Raw genomic sequence first — 26,203 nt, 5'->3', positions numbered from 1 at the left:
GCGAAGCCGGGACAGCTCCAAATGGTCCGCCCGTGACCAGCTTGCCTTGCTATTCGAAACGCGCTTTCCTGATATCGCCGTGCTTGTTTTGCAAATAGACGGAGTAAGGCAATAAGAGAGTGTCCGCGACAGCTGAGAGGCCCATGTCGAGTACAATAAGTGCTGGGGCGGGGTGTCCATTGAAACCAGTGTTTTGCCGTGGCTCCGCATCCAGTGTGCAGTAATCAAAAACTGCACCGCTATAGATTCGTGGAACCGAGTCACAGTGGGAATGCCAGCGAGCCAGTTTACCGCTAGCCACAGCCTCATCCCGAAAGGTCGTATTGATCGTCCCGCATCCCGACGCTGAAGCGACCGCGAGCACCAACAGAATGCACCTGAAATTCATTGATTCAAGTCCTTTGGAAGAGTTTTGGATTGTAGACGAGTGGGTGGAATCGCGAATTCTCAATTCATAGGTTTCGACACCTTTCGCGCATCAGAAAATTGTGTCGCGGCACTGGAGAGGGTTATGGCGACGATAAGCGTCAAGCTCAAGTCAACTCGCCGCTGGTGGGTTATTCCGCGGTGAGTTTCCCCACTTCCCTTCGCTACGGCTTATGAAGGCTCGAACGAGCGCCGCGAGGGTATTGACGCAAATTCCTACACAAACCTCGGAAACCAGTGCATTGCAGCATCTGGATGTGCAACTTATTGTCTCTCTGTCGCCCAGATGGCGATTCGGGTTTGGCGACTCGATTGAATGAAGCGCAGAAGCTCCTGCTCCTTATCAATTGAATGAAGGTACTGCTCATGACCCGATACATGCCCATCACCGGCATCGACTTCATCCCCGCAACCCTGCTCATCGACACCGAAGCGCCTCTAGACGTCCTTTTCGAAACCGCCGACTACCGCATCCGCACCGTGACCCAAGTCTTGGAAAATATCGCGTTTCGCTCGGACATCAACTCAGACACGGTGGTGCTGACTGATTTTTGTAAATTGCTGACCACCTCGTTACGCGATGGTTGTGATGTCATGGATGTGATTGGAAGACGATTGCGGGCGCAGGCGGCGAAATGATGAAGACGGGCGGCTTATAAGCCGCCCGTTTCATAAGAGGAGAACAGAGGTAGGCTACGATTCTGAGCCGGTCCGATTTACAAGGCGAACTCAAAATCGCGGTTTATTCCCGGTGTCTAATCCGCTCTTCAGGCTGGTGAATGATTAACTGCATGCCCAGGCTGCGCATGAAGATCAATGCCTAGCGCATGAATGACTTTAAGTACAGTATCGAATCTCGGCTTTGATCCGGGGGCGAACGCCTTGTACAAGCTTTCTCGCCCCATGCCAGAGTCTTTAGCGATCTGCGCCATGCCGCGGGCCTTGGCCACATAGCCGATCGCTCGGAGAAACTCCTCGCTATCACCATCAGCCAGCACCTGAGAAAGGTATTCGCTGATTGCTTCGTCGCTATCGAGAAGTGCCGCCATGTCAAATGTCGTCAGGTGTTGGCTCATGCTCAAATCTCCTTTGCCAATTTCTTCGCTCGCCGGATATCAGCACTCTGTGAAGACTTGTCACCACCCGCCAGTAGCACGATGACCACTCCACCGCGCATGGTGAAATAGACCCGGTAGCCAGCGCCTACATCCACACGCAACTCTGAAATACCATCACCAACAGGTTTCACATCGCCCAAGTTACCTGCTGCGGCGCGATCAATGCGACGGGCGATAGCGATTTTTGCTCGCAGATCACGGACCGATGAATGCCAAGCAGTGAACGTCTGCGTTTGCTGGATGAGATAATTCATGATTGGACCGTATCCAGTTGGATACTGGAAGTCAAGATGCTGATGTCGGTCATCCCCCCGTATTCTCGATTCAGGGTGCTGGGGAGGGGAAGAAAACGGAAGCAGATCACGATCTGATGATGAGTGAACTCAAAATCGTGGCCTGTCTTCAGGCTTTGCTGACCTCGCCCTTGGCTCGTAGCAGCGACGCAATGGTGCTAAATTCTGCGCGTCCAGCGTGTGGGCTCATCTGGCTCGGCGGGAATATTCAACGCCTCTCTCAATCGATTTTGTGGATATGGAAATTCAATGAACACACCCAAGCTTTCGATTGCGCTGTCCTGCGCTGTAGCTGTTTTGATGTTGAGCGGATGCGCTGCCTCTGTAAAAAGCGGCGGGACTGAAACGCTCGTCATTCAGGAGTCAGCCAAGCAGAATCTGGTTGTAAACTTTCAAGGCAATAACAAGGTTCAACAAAACGAAGACTGGCCTCGCTTGAAGCAAGAGTGGAATGACGCCCTGCAAGTCGAAGCGACTCGCGCCGGTTACAGCCTTACAGAGGCTCAGGCATTAAGCCAAGAGGGCAAGGACGGCGTCGGCATCAAGATCAATGTGACCAATTTCCGTTACCTCACCCCAGGCGCGCGATACGGAGCTGGGGTCATGGTGGGAAATGCGTGGGTCAATTCCAGTGCAGATTATTCGGACTTGAAATCAGGCCGCCTGATTGGAACTCGGACATATGACACCTCGTCGTCTGCTTGGGAAGGCGTCATGTCGGCGATGACCCAAGAGCAGGTTCAGGCTATTTCTCAGAAAATCATCAGTGACATCAAGAGCGCAAAAGCTAAGTAATCGATCCTGGCTAACTAGTGTTGGTTGACCGGGGCGGGTGGTGATCCCAGTTTTTTCTTGAAGCTGATGAAGCACGCCCCGAGGAAGAGTGAATCAATGCCAAAGAAACATCAGGAAAGCAAAGTCGTGACGGCTGCTGACATTGAACGTTCTATCCAGGCACTGAACAAAATGGCTGAACGTCTCTGGGGCGACGGTCGGGAAGCTGAGGCGAAAGCCCTGCTCGATGCCTTGGATGCTTTAAACAGGGCGCTCGATAGGATCAGGATTGGGGAGAGTCGCAGGGTTCTTCATTAAAGGGGAAAGCGGGGGGGAGGCCGCGATTATGAGATTAATCGAAGGACATGGAGTGCTCATTGTCTTCAGCGGCCTTCCCGGCACCGGAAAAACGACTATCGCCAATGAACTCGCCGCTACGACAGGCGCCGTGTACCTGCGCATAGATACAATTGAACAGGCGATTCGAAACTCTGGCGCTCTTGCGCAAGATGTGGGGCGCAGTGGTTACATGGTTGCTAATGAGCTTGCCCTGAGTAATCTTCGTTTGGGCCACGCAGTCATCGTTGATTGTGTCAATCCCGTCCTCGAAAGCCGAATCGCGTGGAGCGAAATCGCCTCACAAGCGGGTGTCCGATTAGCAGATATCCAAGTGGTCTGTTCCGATCAAGATGAACATCGGCGCCGGGTCGAAACAAGGAGGGTTGATGTTCCAGGGCTGACTCCACCAACCTGGCAATCGGTACTGGATCATGAATATGAGCCATGGGACGAAGCTCCGTTTTGCATAGACACGGCCTTGGCATCTCCGGTGCAAGCGGTCTCGATGATCATCGACCGATTCCTGTCCAGTGAGTAATGTCGGCGCGCCAGCGACATCGACGAAAACTCCTACGCCAACCTCGGAACCAGCGCATTGTGAAGGCGGGGACAGACCACGATATGAGGCGGAGGGGCCTGTCTCCAGTTTTCCATCCGTTGACTGAATAGATGCTCAAAGCCCAGCCATGCGCTGGGCTTGATTTGTCATTAGGCGTGTGCAGCGCGCTCAAACACCTCGTCGGCCCATTGGTTCAGGCTCTTGCCGGCAGCTTGGGCTGCAATGGTAGCGGCAGCATGCACTTCAGGACGAATGCGCAGCATCACCTTTCCAGAGGCTGGCTTCTCAGGGCTGACTCCTTGTTCGACACAGTCCGCCAAATAATCCTCGATAGCACTAGCAAATTCGGTGCGCAGTTCTGTTACTGACTCGGCGTGAAAGCTGATGATGTCACGTACTCCCAGAACTCGACCGACGAAGATGTCGTCACGCTCATCAAACTCAACTCGGGCTGTATAGCCCTTATAGGTCATGCTGTTCATAGTTAAACTCCTGCTCGCTGGAGAAATTCACGAGCTTCTTCTACTTGATATTTCTTGGCTTTCTGTCCTGGGTGCGAATTCCACGGTCATTCACCATTCAGCCGTTACTCTGACCCAGCAACCACTCACTAAACCCCCGCACCGCCACCTGCCGCTCCCGCCCCGGCACACACACTACGGTATACCGCGCCCCCGCCAGGTGAACTTCAGGGCGGTAATCAACCAGCTCCCCACGCGCAACAGCCTCAGCAACCAGCACATTGCTGGCGAGCGCCAGCCCATGCCCGGCGATCGCCGCCTGCAGTGCATGCTGTTCCTCGTCATAACGCCGAAAACGCGCGTTCTCCAGCCAGCCCAGGGCCTCGGCCTTGGCGCACCACGCAGGCCAGTCGACCTCCGCCTTTGCGCTACTCAGCCACGGCACGTCGATCAGTTCGACGGGCGAGCCCGTAGCGGGCGGCTGCCAGCCGGGGCGGCAATAGACGCCAAAATACTCGTCCAGCAAAGGCTGCTCGAACAGTTGTGGGTCAGGCGTGAACAGGGCGCGGATGGCCAGGTCGATGCTTGCATCACGCCGCAGGTCCACCACTTCGTTGCTGCTGTGCAGCCTGACGTCGATCTCCGGGTGCAACCGATGAAAATCCCCAAGCCGCGGTATCAGCCACAGGCTGGCGAATGCCGGCGTCGTGCTCACCACCAAGGACTGTGCAGCACAAGGCGGCGACAGAACCTGCAGGCCATGTTGGATATCAAGCAGGGCACGGTGCATGAACGGCTGAAGGCGTTCGCCATCGGCGCTCAGGCGCACGCTTTGGCTGGTGCGTTCGAACAGTCGCACACCAAGGAAGGCTTCAAGGCTTTTGACCTGATGGGAGATCGCTGCCGGGCTGACATTCAGTTCCTGGGCCGCCGCCTTGAAGCTGCCCAGCCGTGCGGCGGACTCGAAGCCGCGCAAGGCGGTGAGGGGCAGTTTGGCGAACATAGGCGGGTAGGTTACTCAGGTTGAGCGTGGCTCAATTTAGCTCAATTGTGCGCGTGCGCTCAACTTGCCAGGCTGTGGTCATCCAACCCCATTCAGGAGCCCGCCGATGCAAGGTACGAACCGCAGAATCCTCCAGGCCGTTCTCTACGAAACCGGCGGCGTGCTGTTCGTGGCACCGGCGTTGGCGCTGACCTACGACCAGGGCATGGGCTATTCAACCCTGCTGTCGCTGGTGATTTCTGCTGTCGCGCTGGCCTGGAACATGCTTTTCAATGGCTTGTTCGAGTGGTGGGAGCGTCACCAGCGCAGCCGTCATCGCAATTGGATTCGACGACTGTTCCATTCCCTGGGTTTTGAAGGTGGTTTGACGCTGATCCTTACCCCGGTGATTGGGGCGTGGCTAGGCATCAGCCTGTGGATGGCACTGATGACTAACCTGGGCCTGTTTGTGTTTTTCTTTTTTTACTCGCTGGTTTTTCAATGGGGGTTTGATCGAGTGTTTGATGTTCCGCTTTCAGCACAGTCCGCTCAGGGTCCTGTATCCAACGGACCCTGAATCAGTTGCATGAGCTGCAATCCGGATACGCTTGTCCCGTCCTGATGAGGTTTACATCTTCCAATCTATTTTCAGCAGGGAGCAATGGAAGCAGGAAAAAGGATACTGGTGATCGCAGATCATTACCTTTAGAAACCCCAACAGCACGCCAGACCAGCCTGCAATCTACTGTTCAAGGACGCTCATTTTTTGGCGAGTCCATAACGATGTAGCTGGTGATCGAAGAAACGTGCGGCAAGGTACCGAGGACGTCGGTGTGGAAAGTTTTATAGGACCTTATATCCTCAACTTCAACCCGCAGTAGATACTCAATTGCCCCAGTTATCGTGTGGAACTCCACGACGTCTGGACATCGGCTGACTGCGCGCTCGAAAGCCTCCAGGCAATCTTTCGTGTGGTTCGAAAGTCCAACGGCTACGTAAACCACAAAGCCCGCTCCCAGGCGGGATCGATCAATCACCGCGCGATATCCAGTAATGACCCCGGATCGCTCAAGCTCTTGCACCCGCCTTAGGCATGCGGACGCCGAAAGGCCGACTCGCTCGGCCAGCTTCACATTCGTCTGACGGGCGTCAGTTGCAAGCTCCTGCAATATTCTTCGATCTATTCTGTCAAAACCGGTCATTTGTTGTGCCGTTGCTGGATATGGCCGCCATTATGCAACCAAAATACGAGTTGCGCGCGATAAAATAGACCGCTCATCAACCACTCAATTAGAAGTGTATTCATGACGGATCTTGCAGTCCTACTACCGTTTTTGATATTCGCTGTTGTTATGACGGGCACCCCGGGCCCGAACAATGCCATGGTGCTCGTGTGTGGCGCGCGCTCAGGAGTTTTACGTTCAATTCCCCTTGTCAGTGGGATTGCCTTGGGAGTCGGCTTGCAATTCGCAGTATTGGGGCTGGGCCTGGGAGTTCTTTTCGACGCGGTTCCAGGTTTTCATATAGCACTGGCAATCCTCGGAACAGGCTATATTCTTTGGCTCGCATGGAAGATTGCAACCAGTGGCCCGCTGGAGCTGCATCAGGAGACTCGACCGCCAATGGGGCTTATCGGAGGGGCCGCGTTTCAGTGGATAAACCCTAAGGCATGGACTCTTTCAATTAGCGCGGCCGCCACCTATATTCCAGTCGAGAACCATCTCCTGAATTTAACGATAGCGGCCGCTCTGTTAACCACCGTGACAATTCCTTGTGTTGGCGTATGGGCAATAGCAGGCGTTGCACTACGGCGAGTATTAACGCGTCCGAACCTCGCGTTAATATTCAATATGGGCATGTCCATTACTCTAATTCTGGCAACCGTGCCTGCTGTATTTCGGTTCGCGACACAGCAATACTAGGCTCAACCCTGTACCTGCCGTTCATCCATTGCCCGGCACTTACAGTTCCCCGGCATCTCTCATGTTTAAGCGAGGAGATCCCTCGTGTCAGAACGGAGAGCCAGTATGGAAATCGACGAGAATGCTCCTGGGAACAAATCCCAGCAGGACGTTACGCGCGGCACGGATAACGAAGCAGGCCACGATCCCAAGAAAGACGGCACGGAGCTTGAGCTGCCCTCGGACGATGAGGCCCCTCTCGAAGAGGATATGTCAGATGTAGATGCCGCCGACTCAGTGGCCAGTGAGCATCCCGACGCTTAGCTTTTGTCCTTGCTGATTTATGTCAAAAGCGGGCGACGTGTGAATCGCCCGTTTTTTGTAGGTCTCAGTTTCTAAAAAACGACTTGGTCCGATTGTCCACCGCTTGCTGAGACATCAATCCGTCGACCCGCTTGATCTTGCGCGAAAAAATGATGCTGGTATGGTGGCGCCTCGTTTAAATCAGCGTTCAAGAGGGATCTTCTATGCACTCATTTTTCGCCAAGACCTTTGGGGGTCTTACTACCAGCTACTACATCCGCCACTTCCTTTTTGGGCTGGTGTTCGCTGTGATGATCATCTCTCTGGCGGCCAATGGTCCTGGAGGAATCGGCGCGAAGCCTGGGTTGATTGTGTTAGCGGTCATCAACACATTGCTCTACCCGTATTCTCGGTTTGTCTACGAAAGTGTCGTTGGTTACATCATGGGCAACAATGTGTTCTTCGTGAACGCACTGTTCATGCTGATGGTGAAGGCTTTCACCATGGCGATGTGCTGGTCGTTGGCGATTTTCGTAGCGCCGGTGGGGCTGGCGTATCTGTTCTGGCGTAACAGCCGGTCGGCGGCTGAGTAAGCCAGCAGTTCAGTGCGTTCGCAGTGGTAACTGACGAGAATGGCTAAAGTAAGCCCTACATTAAATCGTAGGGCTTTCTCATGACTTCTTTGCTGACACGGCTCCTGTCTTGCGGCCCTTGGTTGTTCAAGTGACGCAGCAAATATTTAAAAGAGGCCATCCCTTGTCGAACGTAGAATCCCGCCTGCATGAACTAAAGCTCAATCACATCTACGACGGCTTCAAACAGCTACTCCCCATTTCTCTGTTCGTCGTTGTATTTGGCGTCGCCTTTGGCCTGGCTGCAGCGCAGTCAGGGCTGAGTGATGTTTCAGCCGTGCTCATGAGCACGCTGGTATTCGCCGGCGCTTCTCAATTTGCCGCGCTGGATCTATGGGGCCAACAGGTCCCGGTTGTTCCGTTGATGATCACCGTCTTTGCCATCAACGCCCGACACCTGTTGATGGGCGCCACGCTCTACCCGTGGCTACGGGAGCTGCCGGTTGCCAAGCGTTATGGTGTGATGCTGGTGGTCTCGGACGCCAACTGGGCCATGGCGATGCAAGCGTTCAGTCGTGGAAAGCCGGGACTGGGGCTTTTATTCGGCGGTGGCATCGCGCTCTGGGTCGCCTGGATCCTGGGCAGTTGGCTGGGGCTGCACTTTGGCAGCGCCATTGAAGACCCCGTCAGTTTCGGGCTCGACATGGTGATGGGCTGTTTCTTGTTGGCGATGGTCGTGGGCGGCAAGAAGAACCTGCGCATGCTCATCATCTGGACGGTGGCGGCCTGTTCATCGCTGTTGGCCTACTGGTATCTGCCGGCTAACAGTCATGTCGTGGTGGGGGCTTTGGCGGGGGGGATCCTGGGCGCGTTGTGGATGGAGAAAAAACAATGAATATCGACACGGCGGACCATGGCACCCTGATCATCATCCTGATCATGGCCATCGTGACGTTGGCGACCCGCTGGGGCGGTGTTTTCGTGATGTCGTTCGTGCCGATCAACTATCGGGTCCAGCAATTCATTACGGCGATGTCCGGCTCGGTATTAGTGGCGGTGCTTGCCCCGTTGGCGATCGAGGGTGACAACGGCGCACGCCTGGCTTTGCTGACCACCGCAATCATCATGGTGATAGTGAAGAAACCTCTGCCGGCGATTGCGGCCGGGATACTTGCAGCCGCGTTAGTCAGGCAGTTCTGAAGCCATACCGCCCGCTCACAAGCGGGCGATGAATTTCAATCAACACAGGTCAGAAGTTCAGGGCCAATGCCTCCCCAAACGAGTGGTCCTGAACGCCCGCCATGAAGTGCAGTGGCATCTTCTGTTTCGCCTCGACCGGCGCAATGTCAAAACCACCGACTATCTGACCGTGAAGTGCGCGCAGCCGTATCGACTCTTCTTCCTTTGCCTTTGCCATTCTCGCGTGGTTCGCTGCGATTTCGTTGAGAGTTGACACGGTACATCTCCGGTGACTGACCAAGCAGTGATTAGACGGCCGCCGCGTCAGGGTTACGTCGCCCCGAGGCTGCCATGACAAGTCGGTGCAAACCCTGAGCCAGACGTGGCGGCGAAATACGCGTCACCTTCCATTAGCGACGAATGGTGCGCACCAGGAAACTCTAACCGCCCACAGATGAATATTTAAAGACGCGGACGACTTCTCAACCGTCTGTATCGGCGCCATAGCCTTCCGGCAGGCCTGCCGTCTTGCTAAAGACCACGACCACGGTGATGCCGATCAGACTGGTGGCAAGCGCCAGCAGCAGGATCACCTGCTGCGTTCCGACAGGCGCTGCCAGCAGCGCTATCAGCAGCCCCGCGAAGGGTTGTGACAGGTTATTGAGCAGGGTAATGACACCCACGGTCTTGCCAAAATCCTTGGCTGGAATGACCTGCTGGCGAATGCTGCGCATGTAGACGTTGAACATCTTGTCGAAGCCGACGATCAGCAAAAATCCGACGAGGTAGCCCCACAGCGTCGGGCTGAACGCGGTGATGAAGGCGCCGGCGGCGATCAGCGTGTAGGACAGGCTGCCCAGGACCCTCAAGGGCAAGGTCACCCGCGCCAGGAAGAACAAAATGAGGATGGTGGTTACGGCGCCGGCCGCCTGCAACCAGGCGTAGTAGTCCTTACCGGCGCTGTACTCGCCAATCACCATGGCCGCCGAGGTGGCGAGGGTGACGCCGATGATCAGGTTGACACCCACGGCCAGGCCAATGATTTTTTTCAGCTCGGCCAGGTTGCGGATGTGACCGAAGGCAATGCGCAGCGGGTTCAGCCAGACGTCGTGATGTTGTTCGAAGGTCTCAAGCGTCACCGCACTGGCGCGCTGCCAGAACAGCATGGCCAGGTCCGCCAGCAGGAATAGCCCGGCAATTGCCAGCACCACCCAGTGCCAGGCCCAGACCTCCAGCATCAGCGCGGCGATCAACGGGCCCAGCACCAGCCCGGTCTGGTCGGCGATCTGCGAGTACGACAAGGTCTTGGTGTAGGTGTAGTGCTTGAAGATGTAAGGCATCACCACTTCACGCGCCATGATGCCTTGGGTGGTCAGTACGCCGCAGACCGCCGAGAGGGCGACGATCCAATAGATGCCGCCGAAAATCATGAAGAGCACCACGGCGGCAATGCATATCACGGCGCGATAAACCTGGCTGATGTGCAGGATTCTAATGGGCGAAAACTTGTCGCACAGCGCGCCGCAGATCGGGAACGACAGAAAGCGCGGCAGGGATTCGACGAAGAAAGCCAGGCCCGCCCAGGAGACACTGTGGGTGGTTTGGAAAACAATCAACGGGACGATGAACAGTAATATCTGGTCGGCCAGCCGTGAGAGGAACATTGAAATGAAAAAGGCCAGGTAATCCTTGCGCATGGAGCTCCTTGAAAGCGTTGTTGTACGGTATTGGGCCTCGCTGTCGGCACGCAGCATGATATGGAACTAATATCACCGCTAGCCTCTATATTCGCAGGGATGTTCCATTTTGAGTGAGAACTACTATGTTCAAATCGCGCTCGTTGATTGTTGCGGTTACCTGCTTCGCCCTCGTGGCGGGTGCTACCGCTGTAGTGGCAAACCCGGGTAACGACAAGGGGAACGCCAAGTTCGATCAAGGTCAGGGGCAAGGGAGCAAAGGCGGGCAGGGCAACAAGGGCGGTCAAGGCAACCCAGGAAACAATCAGGGCGGCAAAGGCAACCAGGGCGGCAAGGGCAACCCATCCGGTGGTGGCGGCGATTGGCACAACGGCCCCAGCATCGACCGTGGCGGCGTTCTTGGTCTGATCAGCGGCCACCGTGATTATTGGAGCCCCGGTCCGCCACTGCCACCGGGTATCCAGAAAAACCTCGCCCGAGGCAAACCGCTGCCACCGGGCATCGCCAAGAAGCTGGACGGGCGTTTGCTGGGGCGCTTGCCGCACTATGACGGTTATGAATGGCAGCAGGTGGGTACGGACCTGATTCTGGTGGCGATTGCCACCGGCATCATTTATGAAGTGCTCAACGGTGCGTTTGACTAAAGCGTCAATGGAATAAATAGCAGCCTCATTCGCAGTGATGCCAGTCAGTTAAGCGAAACGCCTGTGGGAGCGGGCTCGCTCCCACAACTGGATCGGAGTACGACCGGGAGAGCCAGGCCGGCCGCAAGGCCGCCTCGCGAGCAAGCTTTGCTCCCACAGATTGGATGGCTAAATAAACCATCCAAGACAGTTGCTCCCACAGGTTTTGCATCAGTTTTCAAGTTGCCGCAGACGTTTGTACAAGGTGTTGCGGCTGACCCCCAGCCGCCGCGCCAGGTGCGAAATGTTCCCGCCTACCGCCTGCAACTGGCGGTTCAGATTCTCGACATCGTTCAGGTCGACCGTCAGCGGCTCCGGTGTTTCCACCGGTTCCATCTCAAGATCAATAAAGAAGTCGTCCGGCAGATGTTCCGCGCGGATCGGCTGCTCTTCGGCCATTGCCAGGGCGACTTGCAGCACGCTGCTGACCTGGCGCAGGTTGCCTGGCCACGGATGGCGTTCGAACAGATCCAGCACTTCGCGGCTCAGGCCGGCCCATTGTGTGGGTTCGCGGTGGTGTTCCCAAAGACGTTTGAACAGGGCCTGTTTGTCATTGCGTTCGCGTAGGGGCGGCAGCTCCAGGGTCAGGCCGCCGATGCGGTAGTACAGGTCTTCACGGAACCGGCCCAGCTGCACCTGTTCGCGCAACGAGCGGTTGGTGGCGGAGATGATGCGAATGTCCACCGGGAATAGCTCGGCGCTGCCCACCGGTTGCACGCAACGCTCCTGCAATACCCGCAGCAATCGGGCCTGAGTCGGGAGGGGCATGTCACCGATCTCATCGAGGAACAGGGTGCCGCGGTCGGCCTTGCGGATCAGGCCGATGCTGCCTTTTTGATTGGCGCCGGTGAAGGCGCCTTTTTCGTAACCGAACAGTTCCGATTCCACCAGCTCGGCGGGGATTGCCGCGCAGTTGACCGCAATGAACGGCTGCTTGCTGCGGGAGCTGGCCTGGTGAAGGGCTTTGACGAACACTTCCTTGCCGACCCCGGTTTCGCCGTGGATCAGCAGTGGAATGTCCTTCTCCAGCAAGCGCTCGGCCTGGCGTACGGCTTTTTCCACGCGGCTGTCACCGAAGTGCAGGGTATTGAGGCTGATCACGTTTGCGGCGGGGGCGGACGAGGGCGCTGGCTCGCTGAAGACCCGGGCCTTGACCGTCACCTGTTGCGGGCGTTTGAGCAAGCACTGGAAACGATTGCTCCCCGACGCTTGCAGGGCGAACGGCAGGCCGTCGGGCTGGTTCTGCAGCTCCAACAGCGAAACCTTGAACAGGCTTTCGATGCTCACCCGCGACAGGCGCAGGCCCAGCAGATTGTCGGCGCGGCGGTTGGCGGAAAGCACCTGGCCGGTTTCATCGAAAATCAGCAGTCCGGCCCACTGGCTGTCGAGGTTGTTTAATCCGGTGTTGAAGGTCAGCTGGAAATGTTCACCGCGAAACAGGTTGAGGATCAGCCGGTTTTCCACGGTCTGGCTCATCATCTTGACCATGCCCAGGGTGTGGGACGGCGGCAGGTAGCTGTCGCTGGAAACGTCCAGCACGGCAATGACCTTGCGCTCGGCGTCGAAGATCGGCGCGGCGGAGCCGGTCATGAAACGGTTGGCCTTGAGGAAGTGTTCATCGTGTTCAATGTGTACCGCCTGTTCACAGGCCAGGGCGGTGCCGATGGCGTTGGTGCCGCTGCTGCGCTCCATCCAGCTCGCCCCGGCGCTGAAGCCATGGGCCAGTTTCGGTTCGATGAAGCGTTGGGTGCCCCACGAGGTCAGCACTTGGCCCTGGTTGTCGGCCAGCATGATCAGGCAATTGGAGTTGCTCAGGATGTTCTCGTAATACGGCAGGACTTCCTGGTGGGTGGTCTGCACCAGCGAATGCTGGCTTTCCAGCAACCGGGCAATGCCTTCGGCGGGCAATTGATCGAAGGCAGGCACACTCTGGTGATTCAGGCCAAAGGCGCGGCAGCGGGACCAGGACGCCTGGATGATGGCATCGTGGGACAAGGCTGGAGCAGGTGCGGCCATGGGGCACTCTCGCAGATGTTGTTTTTATTGTTGTGATAAGTCTCGCACATACTCCTTGTGCTGGGGCATGCCTGAATGCCACTTCCTACACAGAAACCTGTGGGAGCGGGCTTGCTCGCGAAAGCGTCGTGACAGTCGATATTTCTGCTGGCTGACACACCGCCTTCGCGAGCAAGCCCGCTCCCACAGGATTTCGGTCAGGCTAGCCGAAAGCGTTTATTCAGTGTTGTTCAAAATTGTTCATTGTCAACCTGTGATCTGTTCAGTTGTTCAGTCAGATTTGTTCATTTTCGTTCATCAACGAACGTGCTTTTCTGAAGAGTAAGAGAAAAAATCAATAGGATCATGGGTTTGTGATTCCTGGCACGGCTTTCGCTTTTAGACTCGGGTCGCTTGACTCCAAATAATAAAAAGGCCGAGCCATGTCATTAACGCTTGAGCACATCTGTCGCACCGTCGAAGGCCAGACCTGGATCGACGATGCCAACCTGAGTTTCGAACCCGGATCCTTCAACGTTCTGCTGGGCCGCACGCTGTCCGGCAAGACCAGCCTCATGCGCCTGATGGCCGGTCTGGACAAGCCCGACAGCGGTCGCATCCTGATGAACGGCGTTGACGTCACCCAGCGCCCGGTGCGGCTGCGTAATGTGTCGATGGTTTATCAGCAGTTCATCAACTACCCGACCATGACCGTGTTCGAAAACATCGCCTCGCCGTTGCGCCAGGCCGGTGTGTCCAACGAGGTGATCCAGAGCAAGGTGCTGGAAACCGCGAAGATGCTGCGCATTGAGAAGTTCCTGCAGCGTTACCCGCTGGAGTTGTCAGGTGGCCAACAGCAGCGCACCGCCATGGCCCGGGCGCTGGTCAAGGACGCCGAACTGATCCTGTTCGACGAGCCCCTGGTGAACCTGGACTACAAGCTGCGTGAAGAACTTCGCCAGGAAATGCGCGAACTGTTCCAGGCCCGCCACACCATCGCCGTCTACGCCACCACCGAACCCAACGAGGCCTTGGCTTTGGGCGGCACCACGACGATTCTGCATGAGGGCCGGGTGATCCAGAGCGGCAAGTCGGCCTCGGTGTATCACCAGCCGCAAACCGTACTGGCCGCTGAGCTGTTCTCCGAGCCGCCGATCAATCTCATGCCGGGCCGTATCGCCGGCAATGAAGTGAGTTTTGCCAATTTCGTGCACTTTCCGCTGAACGTCGACCTGCGGCCGGTGGGCGAGGGTGAGTTCCGCTTCGGTGTGCGACCCAGCCATATTTCCCTGGTGCCGAGTAACGACGACGACCTGGAACTGGCGGTGACCGTCGAGGTGGCCGAGATCAGCGGTTCGGAGACATTCCTGCACGTGCGCAACGAGCATTTCCTGCTGGTGCTGCACTTGTCCGGCGTCCATGAATACGACGTGGATGAGCCGATCCGCATCTACATTCCGACCCACAAACTGTTTGTCTTCGATGCCCAGGGCAAGCTGGTCCAAGCCCCGGGCCAGCGTATTGCGAGGGTTGCCTGATGGCTGAAATTCGTTTGCAGAACCTCGCCCACAGCTACACCAGCACCCCGGCGGGCCCTGAGGATTACGCGATCCGCGAGATGAACCACATCTGGGAACAGGGCGGCGCCTATGCGTTGCTCGGGCCATCGGGTTGTGGAAAATCCACCTTGCTCAATATCATTTCCGGACTGCTGAGCCCCTCCGAAGGCCAGGTGATGTTCGACAGTAAAGTCGTCAACGACCTGACCCCGGAGCGTCGCAACATTGCCCAGGTGTTCCAGTTCCCGGTGGTGTACGACACCATGACAGTGTTCGACAACCTGGCCTTCCCGCTGCGTAACCAGGGCATGGCCGAGGCGAAAATCCACACCAAGGTGCAGGAAATCGCCGAGGTCCTGGACCTGCAGATCCTGCTGGACAAAAAGGCCCGCAACCTCACCGCCGACGAAAAACAGAAAGTCTCCATGGGTCGCGGGCTGGTGCGCGACGATGTGTCGGCGATCCTCTTCGACGAGCCGCTGACGGTGATCGACCCGCACCTGAAATGGAAACTGCGGCGCAAGCTCAAGCAGATCCACGAGCAGTTCAACATCACCATGGTCTACGTCACTCACGACCAGTTGGAAGCTTCCACCTTCGCCGACAAGATCGCGGTGATGTATGGCGGTCAGATTGTGCAGTTCGGTACGCCCCGGGAGTTGTTCGAGCGTCCGAGCCACACCTTTGTCGGCTATTTCATCGGCAGCCCGGGGATGAACCTGATCGAGGTCACGGCACAAACCGGCGGCGTCGGTTTCGCTTCCACCCACTTGCCGTTGTCCGAAACGTTGCAACGCGGTATTGCCCAGGCCGAAGGCAAAAGCCTGAAGGTCGGTATTCGTCCTGAGTTCGTCCATGTCTGGGACGGGCCTTACGACGACGCGATGCGGGCCGATGTCGTCCACGTCGAAGACCTGGGCACCTACAAGATCCTCACCCTCAACCTCGATGGCGCGCCGATCAAGGTGCGTCTGGCCGAAGACAAACCGGTGCCCGAAGGCACCGCGTACATCAGTTTTCCGGGCCAGTGGCTGATGGTGTATGCCGATGAATACCTGCTGGAACCGTTGAGCGAGGTGCAGCCATGAACAAGGTGCAGAACAACAAGGCCTGGTGGCTGGTGTTGCCGGTGTTCCTGCTGGTGGCATTCAGTGCGGTAATCCCGATGATGACCGTGGTCAACTATTCGGTGCAGGACATCTTCGACCAGTCCAGCCGCTATTTCGTCGGTGCCGAGTGGTACAAACAGGTGCTGCTCGATCCACGATTGCACGACTCGCTGCTGCGCCAGTTCATCTATTCGGGGTGCGTGCTGCTGATCGAGATTCCGTTGGGGATCGCCATCGCCCTGACCATGCCGACCAAGGGCAAATGGTCATCGCTGGTGTTGATCATCCTGGCGATTCCGCTGCTGATCCCATGGAACGTGGTCGGCACCATCTGGCAGATTTTCGGTCGCGCCGACATCGGCCTGATGGGTTCCACGCTCAACGCCATGGGCATCAACTACAACTATGCGGCCAACACCATGGACGCCTGGGTCACGGTATTGGTGATGGACGTCTGGCACTGGACATCCCTGGTGGCGCTGCTCTGCTATTCCGGGTTGCGGGCGATTCCGGACGTGTATTACCAGGCCGCGCGAATCGACCGGGCCTCCAACTGGGCGGTGTTCCGGCATATTCAGTTGCCGAAGATGAAGAGCGTGCTGCTGATCGCGGTGATGCTGCGCTTCATGGACAGTTTCATGATTTACACCGAGCCGTTCGTGCTCACCGGCGGCGGGCCGGGTAACGCCACCACGTTCCTGAGCCAGACCCTGACTCAGATGGCCATCGGTCAATTCGACCTGGGCCCGGCGGCAGCGTTTTCCCTGGTGTACTTCCTGATCATTCTGTTGGTGTCGTGGCTGTTCTATACCGCCATGACTCACTCCGACGCCAACCGTTGAGGCCCGCGCCATGAGCAAGAGAAAGCTGATTCCGTTGCTGATCTACATCCTGTTCCTGCTGGTGCCTATCTACTGGCTGCTGAACATGTCGTTCAAGAGCAACACCGAGATCCTCGGCACCCTGACACTGTGGCCTCAGGACTTCACCTTCCAGAACTACAAGGTGATCTTCACCGACCCGAGCTGGTACACCGGTTACCTGAACTCGCTGTACTACGTCAGCCTGAACACGGTGATTTCCCTGGCTGTGGCGTTGCCGGCGGCTTATGCGTTTTCGCGCTACCGGTTCCTGGGGGACAAACACCTGTTCTTCTGGCTGCTGACCAACCGCATGGCGCCACCGGCGGTGTTCCTGTTGCCGTTCTTCCAGCTGTACTCGTCCATCGGGTTGTTTGACACCCATATCGCCGTGGCTTTGGCCCATTGCCTGTTCAACGTGCCGCTGGCGGTGTGGATTCTCGAAGGCTTCATGTCCGGGGTGCCGAAAGAAATTGACGAGACCGCCTACATTGACGGCTACAGTTTCCCCAAGTTCTTCGCGAAGATATTTATCCCGTTAATCGGTTCCGGCATCGGCGTTACGGCGTTTTTCTGCTTCATGTTTTCCTGGGTCGAACTGCTGCTGGCGCGCACCCTCACTTCGGTGAATGCCAAGCCGATCGCGGCGGTCATGACCCGTACGGTCTCGGCATCGGGTATCGATTGGGGCGTGCTGGCGGCGGCGGGGGTGTTGACTATCCTGCCAGGCATGCTGGTGATCTGGTTCGTACGCAACCATGTGGCCAAGGGCTTTGCCCTGGGCCGGGTCTGAGGAGACGATGATGGAATGGATGAACTGGACCGGCCCGACGGCGGCCTTCTTTGGTGTCATCGCCTTGCTGCTGGCAGGCATGACTACGTGGGAACTGCGTTCGCCGAGTATCCCTCGGCGCGGTTTCCTGCCGATTGCCACCACCCGTGGCGATCGGTTGTTTATCGGTCTTCTCGGTAGCGCCTACCTGCATCTGCTGGTGATCGGCGCCACCGACTGGAGCATCTGGATAGCGTTCGCGTTGTCTTTGGTGTGGCTGTTGGCAGTGATGCGGTGGGGCTAGTCGAAGGTTCGACGATCAGGCTCTTAAACCCAAACAGGAGGTCTCTATGTTCGATAAAAACAATAAGCTGCGACATAGCGTTTCATTGGCAGCCGTGCTGGCACTCAGCGGGCTGAGCGCTGCGGCCTGGGCCGACGCCTATGAAGACGCGGCAAAAAAATGGATTGGCAGTGAATTCAAGCCGTCTACCCTGACAGCCGAACAGCAGCTCGAAGAGCTCAAGTGGTTCATCAAGGCGTCCGAGCCGTTTCGCGGCATGAAAATAAACGTGGTGTCGGAAACCATCGCCACCCACGAATATGAATCCAAGGTGCTGGCCAAGGCCTTCAGGGACATCACCGGGATCGAGCTGACCCACGACCTGTTGCAGGAGGGCGACGTGGTGGAGAAGCTGCAGACCCAGATGCAGTCGGACAAGAACATCTACGACGGTTGGGTCAACGACTCGGACCTGATCGGTACGCACTTTCGCTACGGCAAGACCGAATCGATCACCGATATGATGGCCAACGAAGGCAAGGCCTATACCTCGCCGACCCTGGACCTCAAGGACTTCATCGGCACTTCGTTCACCACCGCGCCGGACGGCAAGCTCTATCAACTGCCGGACCAGCAATTCGCCAATCTGTACTGGTTCCGCGCCGACTGGTTCGAGCGGGCGGACCTGAAGGCCAAGTTCAAGGAAAAATACGGCTACGAGCTGGGTGTGCCGGTGAACTGGTCGGCCTATGAAGACATCGCCAAATTCTTCTCCGAAGACGTCAAGGAAATCGACGGCAAGCGCGTCTACGGTCACATGGACTACGGCAAGAAGGATCCGTCCCTGGGCTGGCGCTTTACCGATGCCTGGTTCTCCATGGCCGGTGGTGGCGACAAGGGCCTGCCCAACGGTTTGCCGGTGGACGAGTGGGGGATTCGCGTCGAGAACTGTCATCCGGTCGGCTCCAGCGTGACCCGTGGTGGCGATACCAATGGCCCGGCGGCCGTCTACGCGACCACCAAATACGTGGACTGGATGAAGAAGTACGCGCCACCGGAGGCGGCGGGCATGACTTTCTCCGAATCCGGCCCGGTGCCGTCGCAAGGCAACATCGCCCAGCAGATTTTCTGGTACACCGCTTTTACTGCCGACATGACCAAACCGGGCCTGCCGGTGATGAACGCCGATGGCACGCCGAAATGGCGCATGGCGCCGTCGCCGCGCGGACCGTATTGGGAAGAGGGCATGAAGCTGGGGTATCAGGACGTGGGCTCCTGGACGTTCCTCAAATCCACGCCTGAGAAGCAGCGGCTTGCGGCCTGGCTTTACGCGCAATTCGTGACGTCCAAGACGGTGTCGCTGAAGAAAACCATCGTCGGTCTGACGCCGATTCGTGAATCGGACATCAATTCCCAAGCCATGACCGACCTGGCGCCGAAACTCGGTGGTCTGGTGGAGTTCTACCGCAGCCCGGCTCGCGTGCAATGGTCTCCGACCGGAACCAACGTGCCGGATTATCCTCGCCTTGCGCAGCTGTGGTGGAGCCACATCGCCGAAGCCGCCAGCGGCGAGAAGACTCCGCAAGAGGCACTCGACGGTCTGGCCAAGGATCAGGACGCAATCATGGCCCGCCTGGAACGCTCCAAGGCCCAGGCCACCTGCGCCCCGAAAATGAACCCCGAGCGCGATGCGCAATACTGGTTCGACCAGCCGGGCGCACCGAAGCCGAAACTGGCCAACGAGAAGCCTAAGGGTGAAACAGTGAGCTACGCCGAGCTGCTGAAATCATGGGAAGCAGCGCGTAAGTAAAGCTGGACCTGCAATGAATGAACGGCACCGTGAGGTGCCGTTTTTTTTGTGCGCCCAGCCCCAGGAAATCTAAAGTGAACACAATCAAGTGTGGGAGCGGGCTTGCTCGCGAAGACGGCAGCATATTCACCATCGGTGAAAACTGACCCACCGCTTTCGCGAGCAAGCCCGCTCCCACAGGGGGATGTGAATCTATGGTCATACCCGAAAACGATGTGGGAGTAAGTCTGCTCCCATACAGGAGTTTGTGAATCAGCCCGCCTTGGCCGGGCTGGTATGAGGGTGTCCGGCCACGGGCGATGGTCCGGCTTTCATCAGGGCCTCCAATGCCTGTCGGTAGGTGCTGCCCGCCAGGTTCATGCTGTTGTTGTGCGTCGCGCCTGGCACCAGTAACAGGCGCTTGGGCTCCTGGGCGGCGTTGAATAATTGTTCACTGAAGCGTGGCGGGACGTAGCGATCAGCGGCGCCGTGTACCACCAGCAACGGCATGTTGATCTCGCGGATCTTGTCGATGGAATCGAACTTCTGCGACAGCAACCAGCGCACCGGTAGAGAGGTGTCCGCCATGGCCGTTGCGACATCGCCCAGAGAGGTGAAAGTAGATTCGATGACCAGGCCTCGGGCGGGCACGAGGCTGCCGTCTTTCGCCGCCTGCTGGCCAAGTTCCGCGGCGAGGTCCACCGCGACGGCGCCGCCCAGTGAATGGCCGTAGATCAGCCGCAGGGCCGGGTCCGGTTGCAGCACTTCAAGACGCTGCCAGGCAATGCGCGCATCTTCATAGACGCTGGCTTCCGAGGGCAGATCGCCCTGGCTTTTGCCGAAGCCACGATAATCGATAGCGAGCACCGAAAAGCCCAGGGCCCTTAACTGTCGAATACGAAACAACTGACCGGTCAGGTTCCAGCGCACCCCATGCAGGTACAGAATCGCCGGCGCGTTCTTGCGTTCGGCCGGCCACCACCAGCCGTGGATACTTTCCCCGGCCTTGAAGCTTTTGGGCTTGAGGTCGAACTCCTGGACGTCCCCCGGCAAGCCGCTGAACCAGGTCGCCGTGCCCGGCTCGATCCGAAACACCAGCTCACGCTCCTTGTGCTGCAACACGCCGCAGCCCACCGGCAGCCCCACCACCATCGCGGTCATGCAGAGCCCAGCCAGCCAGCGTCGCCCAAGGCGCGAGAGAAGAGACGAGTACATCGATGCGATTCGCTACTCAAGACATGAAGGTGCTTTTTATCAGATTCGTCTGAAGGGTGGGTCACTACTCGTCTTTTTTTGGGCTGCTACGCAGCCCAACGGGGATAAATCCCCTCGCCACAGGTGGACCGTCGAGTTTCTCAAATCACTGCACGTCCCCATATTGGTTCAGCATCAAAACCTTCACCGCCGCGCCGTACGCCACCCTGGGCACGCCCGCCAGGCGTTTATGCAGCACTTGGGTCAGTGAGTCCCCTGGCATCAGGCTCGCGTCGCCAAAGTCTTCATCCAGGTGCAGTGGGTGAACGATCACCTCAAGCGAGCCGTGGCCCGGCGGCGCGGCGTGGTGCAGGTCGGCCGGTGTACAGACGTAGTCGGCTGTCGCGCCGCACAAGCTGCGCAGGCGACGGTTGAGCAACGTTTTGAACACGCGCTTAGGCAGGTTCAGATTCGCCCCCAGGTTACGCGCCAGCCGAATCGGCACTCCCTTGCGTGCGGCGAAGCGGGCCACCAGCTCTCCAATGGGCCAGATGTTATGCACATGTTGATGGGAATCCAGATGGCTGGGGCGCAGGCCGTGGTCCAGGCAGCGTTGCCATTGCGCCCGGAGCTCCTGCTCCACAGCGGCGAGGTCTTTTGAGCCAAGACGCAGGCAGTAGCGCGAGATATTCAGGTCGAACTCGCCGTTCGCGTCGCAAAACGCCGGTCGTGAAGCAATGCTCTGGCTCAGTGGGCGGCCGTAGCTGAGGTTGAAATGCAGACCGATCCGGCCGTCGAGCAATGGTTGCCGGGCCATCTCACAGGCTTGCTCGAAAGCCGGCATGTTGGCCATGGCCGTGGCCGAACTGATCACGCTGGCCTCGAAGGCCCGCAGGATCAGGGCGTTTTCGTTGAGGTCGAGTCCGAAGTCGTCAGCGTTGACGATCACTTGGCGTGGCATTCACATTCTCCTTGTGTTTGGGGGACGACGGCGAAGCTGCTGTTGCGGTTTGCCCGGCGGGGCGCTTGTGCAGTAGCGGCTTAAGGCTTTTCCATAACCGTAAGGCGAGCCCCAGTACCAGGCCATCGGGCTGCCATGAATAAAAACTCCAACGCCAGTGCTCCAGTTGTCCGGTCATGCGTTCATGCAGTTGATGGCTCGAGTTTTCCAGGCTGACCCGCGACGCATCGATCCAGCGCCAGTTGTCATCCAGCCCCCAGCGAATCCACTCCTCGAGCAGAACCCGGCCGCTGCCCAGATCGGCATGCTGTGGCAGGAACGCCAGGTTGTAGTCGTATAGCCGTCCCTGATCCAGCAGGCCGAGGCGATAACTGATACAGCGGCCGTCCAGCTCCAGCGTCACCACCCGCACCATGCCTTCGGCGGCGAGGGCGGTGAAGGCATGGTTCATCCATTGCCGACGCCCGGGGTCGGCGAAGATGCCGACACCTTCTTCGCCTTTCCAACTGGCTGCCTCGACTTCGGCAAGGTCATGCAGCAGCAGGCCCATGCTGATGGCGTCCGGCGTTATCCGGCGGATCCGGGCCCCACATGCGGCGATTCGCTTGCGCGCCCGGCGCAACTTGTAGCGTGGGTCGCCGGAAATCTCCTGGCGGTCGCTGTCACTGATCAAATGCACCGGCACCCGGCAACTGAGCCGTCGTTCCCCGGTGGAGCTCAGGGCCATCCAGGCACTAAGGACGCTGCCTTCACCCACCGGCTCGGTGACTTCATTCAACTGCAGCAGCGCATGGGGCAGATGTTGGCGGATCTGCATCAGCGCCTCTGCCATACCCTCGGCGTCCAGGCGTATCAGCGGCGCGATGCGGTCAGCCAATGGATAGCCCAAGTGACGCAGCACCCGAAAGCGCAGCCCGCAAATGCGTTCGCGCCCCGATATGAGCGGCAGACACAAGCACAGTGTCTGATCCTGCCAGCCCAGCAATATGTTGAGCTGCTGATCGGGCAGCAGCGCAAATTCCGCAGCTTGCAGCCAGGCCAATGTGTTGAACGGCGTAGTGTCGGGCACCTGGGTTCGCAGCTGTTCAAAAGCTGTTGCAGGGAACTGCGCCGCGCTCAAGGAACGGCACCACTGGAACCGGATCGCCATCGACATCAGGCCGCCGCAGTGGTGGCGGCGGGCTGTGCCGGTTTGCGAAACGTGTCCAGTAGCGAGCCGTTGTAGAAGGTGTCGCGGAAAAAGCGCCAGCGGCCAAACAGGCAATACACGTGGGTGATTTGACCGCGCTCCTGATAGTCCATGCGCAGGTGCAGCTTGACGGCTGGAGTGTTCTGCAAGTCGCAGACGTCGATGACTTTGTCGCTGCCTTTGTCGGCCATGGTCTTCCAGAGGTCCAGTTGCACGTCCACCGACAACTGGCTGCCCCAATAGGCACGGATCATTTCACCGCCGAATTCGAAGAACTCGCCCGCCTTGACCGGGAACCAGCAACCGTAGAAATGTCGGTCGAAATAGTCGCGTTGACTGCCCCAGATGAAAGCGACGGTGTCACCTTTGTCATCCAGGTACATCAGGCCGGTGTGGCCTTCGGCTGCCAGCTCACGCATGGTCTCGACGCGGTCGCCGAAGTGGGTGGCGAAGGCGTCGGCGTTGCTCGTTGTGATGAACTCCCGGCGCAACGGAGGATAAGCCTTTAGCTTGCAAGGCCGCACAGGACTGACCAGATCCCGTTCCATCCATATCAGTTGGGAGTGAAAAAACACGTAGCGTCTGCACAGTTTTTTGAGCACGGCGCGCAGGCCTTTCTTCTGGATGCGATCACGCAATTTTTGCAGAGCGTTCATAGTGCCTCCTGACGGGTGGCGTGTTGGGAGAAAAGGGGGGTGCTCCAGTCCATGGCAAAACAGGGTGTCCCCGGGCAGGAGAAACCGGATCTGACGGGTTTGCACAAGCACCGGGCCGAACCCATCGCGAGCAGGCTCGCTCCCACATTGGATGTGTAGCGACCGCAGTTTTTGTGCTCGGCGCCGAGCCCTGTGGGAGCGAGCCTGCTCGCGATGACGGTCTGTCTGATGAAGGCGTTCATGCGGATTTACCCATCAGCATTTGCCGCATGGGCAGCAGGTCACTGGGCAGGATGATCAACGTCTGCCACAACGTCACGCCGCTGAGACGGCAGTACGTCGCCAGTAGCGCGACGGTGACGGCCATGTAGGCGATCGAAGAAGCCGCGGCGGCCCCGACGATGCCGAAGCGCGGAATCAGGATCAGGTTCAAGGTCAGGTTCAATAACGCCCCCACACCCATCAGCAGCGAAACCGTACCGGGTCGATTCTTGCCCAGCAGATCCAGGCGCAGGATGCTCGCGTAACACAACCCGAACAGTCCCGGCAGCAGCGCCAGCAAGGCGGGATAAGCCGGTTGGTAGGCGGCGCCGAACAGCGTGACGATCAACCATTCACCAATCAGCGCCATGCCCAGGCAGGCGCCAAGCATGACCGTGGCGGTCAGGCGCAGGGCCAGGGGTGTCAGGCGTTTCATGTCGGTGTCCTGCTGCAGCAGGCGCTTCATCAGTGGCGTGGTGACCGCCTCCGGCACGATCAGCAGCAGTTCGGCGGCGGCGCTGGCCATGGCGTAATGGCCCAGCGCAGTGCTGCCCAGCAGGGCGCCGATGAACAGGTAGTCCGAGCGCAGCACCACTTGCTGGAACAGCAAGTCGGGGTGGCTGCGGGCACCGTAGCGCAACAGCTCTTTCTGGTGGGTGCGATCCCACAGCAGGGTGAACGTGTGGTCCCGCCGCAGCCAAACCCAACCAGCCAGCACCACCAGGCTCAGACCCGCCAGCCAACTGATCAGCGCGGCTTCCAGGGCGGTGTCCTTCCACATCCAGAACAACGCCAGGAACAGCAACAGCGGCGCCAGGGATTCCATCAGCCGCAGGACATTGAAGGCGCCCACGCCGCCGGACGCATTGTGCAGTGTCAGCAGGCCGCTCTTGAGCACGGTCAACGGCACGGCCAACAGCAGCAACCACGCCAGCAGTCCCAACTGCGTGGTGATGTCCAGTTCGCCGCCGAATTCGCGCACCAGCGCCACCACCAGCACCGTCAACAACCCGGCCAACAGGCAGCCGAAGACCAGCACCTGACTGAGCAGCACCCCCATCGAACGTTGTTGAGCCGCTTGATAACCCACGGCCGAATTCAGGCCACCACTGGTGGCGGCGCTGATCAGGTCCGGCAGGGTGCTCAGCAGTGCGAACAGCCCGCGTTCGCTGGGCCCCAGAATCCGCGCCAGCAACACATTGCGCAGCAGGCGCAGGCCAATCATCGCCAGGCGCGTGCCCATGCTCAGCGCCAGATGTTTGAGGTAATGACTGCGGCTCATGAGCGGGTCCCTCGGCGAATGCGCCAGGCCAGCAATTCGGGGTGCTGGGCATTGCGTTGGCTGACACCGAAGCGCGGCACGTTCAACGGGTCGCCGTCGGTGCGATACAAGCCGGTCTCGGTGCCCAGGGCAAATGGAAAGCCGTGGGCTGCCACCTGTTGGCGTACGCGTTCATCGTGATCGCCGTTGGGGTAGCAATACACTGGCAGCGGTTGGGCGCAACCGTTCTCCAGGGCCGCCCGGCTGCGGCTCAGCTCCTCGTGCAGGCGCTGATCATCCAGCCCGGTGAGAATCGCATGGCTGGCGCCATGAGGGCCGAAGCGGATGAGCCCGGAATCTTCCAGCATCCGCACCTGGAACCAATCCAGTGCCTGGGGTTGGGCGCCACTGGGGCAGGCGTCGGTGAGGTTGTTCAAGACCTGCGGATCAAGGCTCTTGAGGCTCTGCAGATAGTGCATCAACGACAGGCTGCGGCGCTGGTCATCCAGGTCATCGAGCATCACTGGCAACGGCCGGCCGGCGTGCTGCAAATGCTCGATCAACGAATGTCGCGCCACTTGTCCATGGCTGCCCCACAGGGTTTCGCCGATACTTTCCCACCAGAAGTGCTGGCGGCTGCCGATGAAATCGGTGGACAGGAAAATACTCGCCGGCACCTGGTATTGGCGCAACAAAGGAAAGGCATTCATCGCATTGTCGCGCCAACCATCATCGAACGTCAGGGCCACTCGCGGGCGATTCGGGACGCTTTCAGGGTCCGCCAGCAGCAGGCTCATCAAGGGCACGCATTCGAAATAGCGTTGCAGCCAGATCAGCAAGTGCTCGAAAGCCTCAGGCCCCACGCACAATTCGTTGCGATGGGGCAGTTCGGCGGCGCGGTCATTGTTAAGGACCCGGTGCAGCATCAGAATCACGCCGGCGCCACGCAACGGACCGCGACCCAGGGACGTGTTCAGGTACAGCCAGCCGCCGGTGCACTTGAAGACTTGCTTGATTGACATGGGCC

Annotated in this window: 32 protein-coding genes; 17 read left to right on the top strand and 15 right to left on the bottom strand. The window is 58.4% G+C overall.

The window, feature by feature from the left end; translation table 11 throughout:
* Window positions 1-49: 49 nt before the first annotated feature.
* Entirely contained in the window at window positions 50-388 is a 339-nt protein-coding gene (locus PSH57_RS19265; RefSeq protein WP_305384891.1) for a YceK/YidQ family lipoprotein, read from the bottom strand.
* A gap of 404 nt (window positions 389-792) precedes the next feature.
* Here PSH57_RS19265 and PSH57_RS19260 point away from each other — a divergent pair, with 404 nt between their 5' ends.
* Entirely contained in the window at window positions 793-1,065 is a 273-nt protein-coding gene (locus tag PSH57_RS19260) for a hypothetical protein (RefSeq protein WP_305384890.1), read from the top strand.
* Window positions 1,066-1,193: 128 nt separating this feature from the next.
* Here PSH57_RS19260 and PSH57_RS19255 read toward each other — a convergent pair whose 3' ends face one another.
* Both PSH57_RS19255 and PSH57_RS19250 read right to left on the bottom strand, forming a co-directional pair.
* A complete protein-coding gene (locus PSH57_RS19255) occupies window positions 1,194-1,502 on the bottom strand; it encodes an addiction module antidote protein (RefSeq protein ID WP_256232771.1) in 309 nt (102 codons plus the stop codon).
* Window positions 1,503-1,504: 2 nt separating this feature from the next.
* Window positions 1,505-1,798, bottom strand: coding sequence for a type II toxin-antitoxin system RelE/ParE family toxin (locus tag PSH57_RS19250; protein WP_025212842.1), 294 nt, complete (start codon window positions 1,796-1,798; stop codon window positions 1,505-1,507).
* A gap of 288 nt (window positions 1,799-2,086) precedes the next feature.
* Here PSH57_RS19250 and PSH57_RS19245 point away from each other — a divergent pair, with 288 nt between their 5' ends.
* The 3 genes from PSH57_RS19245 to PSH57_RS19235 all read left to right on the top strand — a co-directional run bounded on the left by PSH57_RS19245 (window position 2,087) and on the right by PSH57_RS19235 (window position 3,488).
* Window positions 2,087-2,632, top strand: a complete 546-nt coding sequence (locus tag PSH57_RS19245; RefSeq protein ID WP_305384888.1) for a hypothetical protein — start codon at window positions 2,087-2,089, stop codon at window positions 2,630-2,632.
* 96 nt (window positions 2,633-2,728) lie between these two features.
* Window positions 2,729-2,929 (top strand): hypothetical protein, encoded by a 201-nt coding sequence (locus PSH57_RS19240; protein WP_305384887.1) that lies wholly within the window; start codon window positions 2,729-2,731, stop codon window positions 2,927-2,929.
* A 52-nt stretch (window positions 2,930-2,981) separates the two neighbouring features.
* On the top strand, window positions 2,982-3,488 hold the full coding sequence (locus PSH57_RS19235) for a P-loop nucleotide/nucleoside kinase family protein (protein WP_305390428.1): 507 nt from the start codon (window positions 2,982-2,984) through the stop codon (window positions 3,486-3,488).
* A gap of 170 nt (window positions 3,489-3,658) precedes the next feature.
* Here PSH57_RS19235 and PSH57_RS19230 read toward each other — a convergent pair whose 3' ends face one another.
* Window positions 3,659-3,991 (bottom strand): type II toxin-antitoxin system HicB family antitoxin, encoded by a 333-nt coding sequence (locus PSH57_RS19230; protein WP_305384886.1) that lies wholly within the window; start codon window positions 3,989-3,991, stop codon window positions 3,659-3,661.
* Between the two features lie 97 nt (window positions 3,992-4,088).
* Window positions 4,089-4,973 (bottom strand): LysR substrate-binding domain-containing protein, encoded by an 885-nt coding sequence (locus PSH57_RS19225; RefSeq protein ID WP_305384885.1) that lies wholly within the window; start codon window positions 4,971-4,973, stop codon window positions 4,089-4,091.
* A 106-nt stretch (window positions 4,974-5,079) separates the two neighbouring features.
* Here PSH57_RS19225 and PSH57_RS19220 point away from each other — a divergent pair, with 106 nt between their 5' ends.
* Window positions 5,080-5,529: a PACE efflux transporter gene (locus PSH57_RS19220; protein ID WP_305384884.1), complete on the top strand. Its 450-nt coding sequence runs from the start codon at window positions 5,080-5,082 to the stop codon at window positions 5,527-5,529.
* Between the two features lie 172 nt (window positions 5,530-5,701).
* Here PSH57_RS19220 and PSH57_RS19215 read toward each other — a convergent pair whose 3' ends face one another.
* Window positions 5,702-6,154 (bottom strand): Lrp/AsnC family transcriptional regulator, encoded by a 453-nt coding sequence (locus PSH57_RS19215; RefSeq protein WP_305384882.1) that lies wholly within the window; start codon window positions 6,152-6,154, stop codon window positions 5,702-5,704.
* Between the two features lie 102 nt (window positions 6,155-6,256).
* On the opposite strand from PSH57_RS19215, the gene PSH57_RS19210 reads away from it, so the two are divergent.
* From PSH57_RS19210 to PSH57_RS19190, 5 genes are all read left to right on the top strand, one after another.
* Complete coding sequence (locus tag PSH57_RS19210; protein ID WP_305384881.1) at window positions 6,257-6,874, top strand: LysE family translocator; 618 nt, start codon at window positions 6,257-6,259, stop codon at window positions 6,872-6,874.
* A gap of 105 nt (window positions 6,875-6,979) precedes the next feature.
* On the top strand, window positions 6,980-7,177 hold the full coding sequence (locus tag PSH57_RS19205; protein ID WP_305384880.1) for a hypothetical protein: 198 nt from the start codon (window positions 6,980-6,982) through the stop codon (window positions 7,175-7,177).
* Between the two features lie 203 nt (window positions 7,178-7,380).
* Window positions 7,381-7,749 carry a hypothetical protein gene (locus tag PSH57_RS19200; protein WP_305384879.1) on the top strand — a complete coding sequence of 123 codons (369 nt, stop codon included), beginning with the start codon at window positions 7,381-7,383 and terminating at the stop codon, window positions 7,747-7,749.
* Window positions 7,750-7,912: 163 nt separating this feature from the next.
* Window positions 7,913-8,623: an AzlC family ABC transporter permease gene (locus PSH57_RS19195; RefSeq protein ID WP_173406747.1), complete on the top strand. Its 711-nt coding sequence runs from the start codon at window positions 7,913-7,915 to the stop codon at window positions 8,621-8,623.
* Window positions 8,620-8,928, top strand: coding sequence for an AzlD family protein (locus tag PSH57_RS19190; protein ID WP_305384876.1), 309 nt, complete (start codon window positions 8,620-8,622; stop codon window positions 8,926-8,928). Before PSH57_RS19195 ends, PSH57_RS19190 begins: the two co-directional genes overlap by 4 nt.
* Window positions 8,929-8,977: 49 nt before the next feature.
* On the opposite strand, the gene PSH57_RS19185 is transcribed toward PSH57_RS19190, so the two are convergent.
* Both PSH57_RS19185 and PSH57_RS19180 read right to left on the bottom strand, forming a co-directional pair.
* Window positions 8,978-9,184 (bottom strand): hypothetical protein, encoded by a 207-nt coding sequence (locus tag PSH57_RS19185; protein ID WP_305384874.1) that lies wholly within the window; start codon window positions 9,182-9,184, stop codon window positions 8,978-8,980.
* Between the two features lie 205 nt (window positions 9,185-9,389).
* On the bottom strand, window positions 9,390-10,604 hold the full coding sequence (locus tag PSH57_RS19180; protein WP_305384872.1) for an MFS transporter: 1,215 nt from the start codon (window positions 10,602-10,604) through the stop codon (window positions 9,390-9,392).
* A 125-nt stretch (window positions 10,605-10,729) separates the two neighbouring features.
* On the opposite strand from PSH57_RS19180, the gene PSH57_RS19175 reads away from it, so the two are divergent.
* Window positions 10,730-11,248 (top strand): anti-virulence regulator CigR family protein, encoded by a 519-nt coding sequence (locus tag PSH57_RS19175; RefSeq protein ID WP_305384871.1) that lies wholly within the window; start codon window positions 10,730-10,732, stop codon window positions 11,246-11,248.
* A 210-nt stretch (window positions 11,249-11,458) separates the two neighbouring features.
* On the opposite strand, the gene PSH57_RS19170 is transcribed toward PSH57_RS19175, so the two are convergent.
* Entirely contained in the window at window positions 11,459-13,303 is a 1,845-nt protein-coding gene (locus PSH57_RS19170; protein WP_305384869.1) for a sigma-54-dependent Fis family transcriptional regulator, read from the bottom strand.
* A 422-nt stretch (window positions 13,304-13,725) separates the two neighbouring features.
* Between PSH57_RS19170 and PSH57_RS19165 the strand changes: the two genes are divergently transcribed.
* Genes PSH57_RS19165 through PSH57_RS19140 form a run of 6 tightly spaced genes read left to right on the top strand, consistent with a single transcriptional unit; the run spans window position 13,726 to window position 19,675 of the window.
* Window positions 13,726-14,820 (top strand): ABC transporter ATP-binding protein, encoded by a 1,095-nt coding sequence (locus PSH57_RS19165; protein WP_305384867.1) that lies wholly within the window; start codon window positions 13,726-13,728, stop codon window positions 14,818-14,820.
* Window positions 14,820-15,929 (top strand): ABC transporter ATP-binding protein, encoded by a 1,110-nt coding sequence (locus PSH57_RS19160; RefSeq protein ID WP_305384865.1) that lies wholly within the window; start codon window positions 14,820-14,822, stop codon window positions 15,927-15,929. Before PSH57_RS19165 ends, PSH57_RS19160 begins: the two co-directional genes overlap by 1 nt.
* On the top strand, window positions 15,926-16,792 hold the full coding sequence (locus PSH57_RS19155; protein ID WP_305384863.1) for a carbohydrate ABC transporter permease: 867 nt from the start codon (window positions 15,926-15,928) through the stop codon (window positions 16,790-16,792). The genes PSH57_RS19160 and PSH57_RS19155 overlap by 4 nt, the downstream gene beginning before the upstream one ends.
* A gap of 10 nt (window positions 16,793-16,802) precedes the next feature.
* Window positions 16,803-17,603, top strand: coding sequence for a carbohydrate ABC transporter permease (locus PSH57_RS19150; RefSeq protein WP_047228551.1), 801 nt, complete (start codon window positions 16,803-16,805; stop codon window positions 17,601-17,603).
* 10 nt (window positions 17,604-17,613) lie between these two features.
* The gene (locus PSH57_RS19145) at window positions 17,614-17,886 is read left to right on the top strand and encodes a DUF2160 domain-containing protein (RefSeq protein ID WP_047228550.1); all 273 of its coding nucleotides are present in this window, start codon (window positions 17,614-17,616) and stop codon (window positions 17,884-17,886) included.
* A 46-nt stretch (window positions 17,887-17,932) separates the two neighbouring features.
* Complete coding sequence (locus PSH57_RS19140; protein WP_256232751.1) at window positions 17,933-19,675, top strand: ABC transporter substrate-binding protein; 1,743 nt, start codon at window positions 17,933-17,935, stop codon at window positions 19,673-19,675.
* A gap of 252 nt (window positions 19,676-19,927) precedes the next feature.
* On the opposite strand, the gene PSH57_RS19135 is transcribed toward PSH57_RS19140, so the two are convergent.
* From PSH57_RS19135 to PSH57_RS19110, 6 genes are all read right to left on the bottom strand, one after another.
* Entirely contained in the window at window positions 19,928-20,869 is a 942-nt protein-coding gene (locus PSH57_RS19135; RefSeq protein ID WP_305384859.1) for an alpha/beta hydrolase, read from the bottom strand.
* A gap of 145 nt (window positions 20,870-21,014) precedes the next feature.
* A complete protein-coding gene (locus tag PSH57_RS19130; RefSeq protein ID WP_305416002.1) occupies window positions 21,015-21,809 on the bottom strand; it encodes a carbohydrate deacetylase in 795 nt (264 codons plus the stop codon).
* Window positions 21,781-22,959, bottom strand: a complete 1,179-nt coding sequence (locus PSH57_RS19125; protein ID WP_305390426.1) for a GNAT family N-acetyltransferase — start codon at window positions 22,957-22,959, stop codon at window positions 21,781-21,783. The genes PSH57_RS19130 and PSH57_RS19125 overlap by 29 nt, the downstream gene beginning before the upstream one ends.
* 5 nt (window positions 22,960-22,964) lie before the next feature.
* The gene (locus PSH57_RS19120; RefSeq protein WP_305384855.1) at window positions 22,965-23,654 is read right to left on the bottom strand and encodes an N-acetyltransferase; all 690 of its coding nucleotides are present in this window, start codon (window positions 23,652-23,654) and stop codon (window positions 22,965-22,967) included.
* Between the two features lie 238 nt (window positions 23,655-23,892).
* Window positions 23,893-25,197, bottom strand: coding sequence for a lipopolysaccharide biosynthesis protein (locus tag PSH57_RS19115; RefSeq protein WP_305384853.1), 1,305 nt, complete (start codon window positions 25,195-25,197; stop codon window positions 23,893-23,895).
* On the bottom strand, window positions 25,194-26,198 hold the full coding sequence (locus tag PSH57_RS19110) for a polysaccharide deacetylase family protein (RefSeq protein ID WP_305384851.1): 1,005 nt from the start codon (window positions 26,196-26,198) through the stop codon (window positions 25,194-25,196). Before PSH57_RS19110 ends, PSH57_RS19115 begins: the two co-directional genes overlap by 4 nt.
* Between the last annotated feature and the right edge of the window lie 5 nt (window positions 26,199-26,203).

Source organism: Pseudomonas hefeiensis, from assembly GCF_030687835.1.
Taxonomy (GTDB): domain Bacteria; phylum Pseudomonadota; class Gammaproteobacteria; order Pseudomonadales; family Pseudomonadaceae; genus Aquipseudomonas; species Aquipseudomonas hefeiensis.
Note: the sequence above shows the minus strand (reverse complement) of the source record. Positions and strands in the feature narration are given on the sequence as shown.

Coding starts and splice junctions, on each gene's coding strand:
- PSH57_RS19165 (WP_305384867.1), top strand. CDS start 13,726: ATGTCATTAACGCTTGAGCACATCTGTCGCACCGTCGAAGGCCAGACC.
- PSH57_RS19130 (WP_305416002.1), bottom strand. CDS start 21,809: ATGCCACGCCAAGTGATCGTCAACGCTGACGACTTCGGACTCGACCTC.
- PSH57_RS19125 (WP_305390426.1), bottom strand. CDS start 22,959: ATGGCGATCCGGTTCCAGTGGTGCCGTTCCTTGAGCGCGGCGCAGTTC.
- PSH57_RS19170 (WP_305384869.1), bottom strand. CDS start 13,303: ATGGCCGCACCTGCTCCAGCCTTGTCCCACGATGCCATCATCCAGGCG.
- PSH57_RS19190 (WP_305384876.1), top strand. CDS start 8,620: ATGAATATCGACACGGCGGACCATGGCACCCTGATCATCATCCTGATC.
- PSH57_RS19200 (WP_305384879.1), top strand. CDS start 7,381: ATGCACTCATTTTTCGCCAAGACCTTTGGGGGTCTTACTACCAGCTAC.
- PSH57_RS19210 (WP_305384881.1), top strand. CDS start 6,257: ATGACGGATCTTGCAGTCCTACTACCGTTTTTGATATTCGCTGTTGTT.
- PSH57_RS19135 (WP_305384859.1), bottom strand. CDS start 20,869: ATGTACTCGTCTCTTCTCTCGCGCCTTGGGCGACGCTGGCTGGCTGGG.
- PSH57_RS19115 (WP_305384853.1), bottom strand. CDS start 25,197: ATGAGCCGCAGTCATTACCTCAAACATCTGGCGCTGAGCATGGGCACG.
- PSH57_RS19120 (WP_305384855.1), bottom strand. CDS start 23,654: ATGAACGCTCTGCAAAAATTGCGTGATCGCATCCAGAAGAAAGGCCTG.
- PSH57_RS19205 (WP_305384880.1), top strand. CDS start 6,980: ATGGAAATCGACGAGAATGCTCCTGGGAACAAATCCCAGCAGGACGTT.
- PSH57_RS19225 (WP_305384885.1), bottom strand. CDS start 4,973: ATGTTCGCCAAACTGCCCCTCACCGCCTTGCGCGGCTTCGAGTCCGCC.
- PSH57_RS19150 (WP_047228551.1), top strand. CDS start 16,803: ATGAGCAAGAGAAAGCTGATTCCGTTGCTGATCTACATCCTGTTCCTG.
- PSH57_RS19245 (WP_305384888.1), top strand. CDS start 2,087: ATGAACACACCCAAGCTTTCGATTGCGCTGTCCTGCGCTGTAGCTGTT.
- PSH57_RS19265 (WP_305384891.1), bottom strand. CDS start 388: ATGAATTTCAGGTGCATTCTGTTGGTGCTCGCGGTCGCTTCAGCGTCG.
- PSH57_RS19180 (WP_305384872.1), bottom strand. CDS start 10,604: ATGCGCAAGGATTACCTGGCCTTTTTCATTTCAATGTTCCTCTCACGG.
- PSH57_RS19255 (WP_256232771.1), bottom strand. CDS start 1,502: ATGAGCCAACACCTGACGACATTTGACATGGCGGCACTTCTCGATAGC.
- PSH57_RS19250 (WP_025212842.1), bottom strand. CDS start 1,798: ATGAATTATCTCATCCAGCAAACGCAGACGTTCACTGCTTGGCATTCA.
- PSH57_RS19160 (WP_305384865.1), top strand. CDS start 14,820: ATGGCTGAAATTCGTTTGCAGAACCTCGCCCACAGCTACACCAGCACC.
- PSH57_RS19155 (WP_305384863.1), top strand. CDS start 15,926: ATGAACAAGGTGCAGAACAACAAGGCCTGGTGGCTGGTGTTGCCGGTG.
- PSH57_RS19145 (WP_047228550.1), top strand. CDS start 17,614: ATGGAATGGATGAACTGGACCGGCCCGACGGCGGCCTTCTTTGGTGTC.
- PSH57_RS19175 (WP_305384871.1), top strand. CDS start 10,730: ATGTTCAAATCGCGCTCGTTGATTGTTGCGGTTACCTGCTTCGCCCTC.
- PSH57_RS19110 (WP_305384851.1), bottom strand. CDS start 26,198: ATGTCAATCAAGCAAGTCTTCAAGTGCACCGGCGGCTGGCTGTACCTG.
- PSH57_RS19140 (WP_256232751.1), top strand. CDS start 17,933: ATGTTCGATAAAAACAATAAGCTGCGACATAGCGTTTCATTGGCAGCC.
- PSH57_RS19260 (WP_305384890.1), top strand. CDS start 793: ATGACCCGATACATGCCCATCACCGGCATCGACTTCATCCCCGCAACC.
- PSH57_RS19230 (WP_305384886.1), bottom strand. CDS start 3,991: ATGAACAGCATGACCTATAAGGGCTATACAGCCCGAGTTGAGTTTGAT.
- PSH57_RS19215 (WP_305384882.1), bottom strand. CDS start 6,154: ATGACCGGTTTTGACAGAATAGATCGAAGAATATTGCAGGAGCTTGCA.
- PSH57_RS19240 (WP_305384887.1), top strand. CDS start 2,729: ATGCCAAAGAAACATCAGGAAAGCAAAGTCGTGACGGCTGCTGACATT.
- PSH57_RS19220 (WP_305384884.1), top strand. CDS start 5,080: ATGCAAGGTACGAACCGCAGAATCCTCCAGGCCGTTCTCTACGAAACC.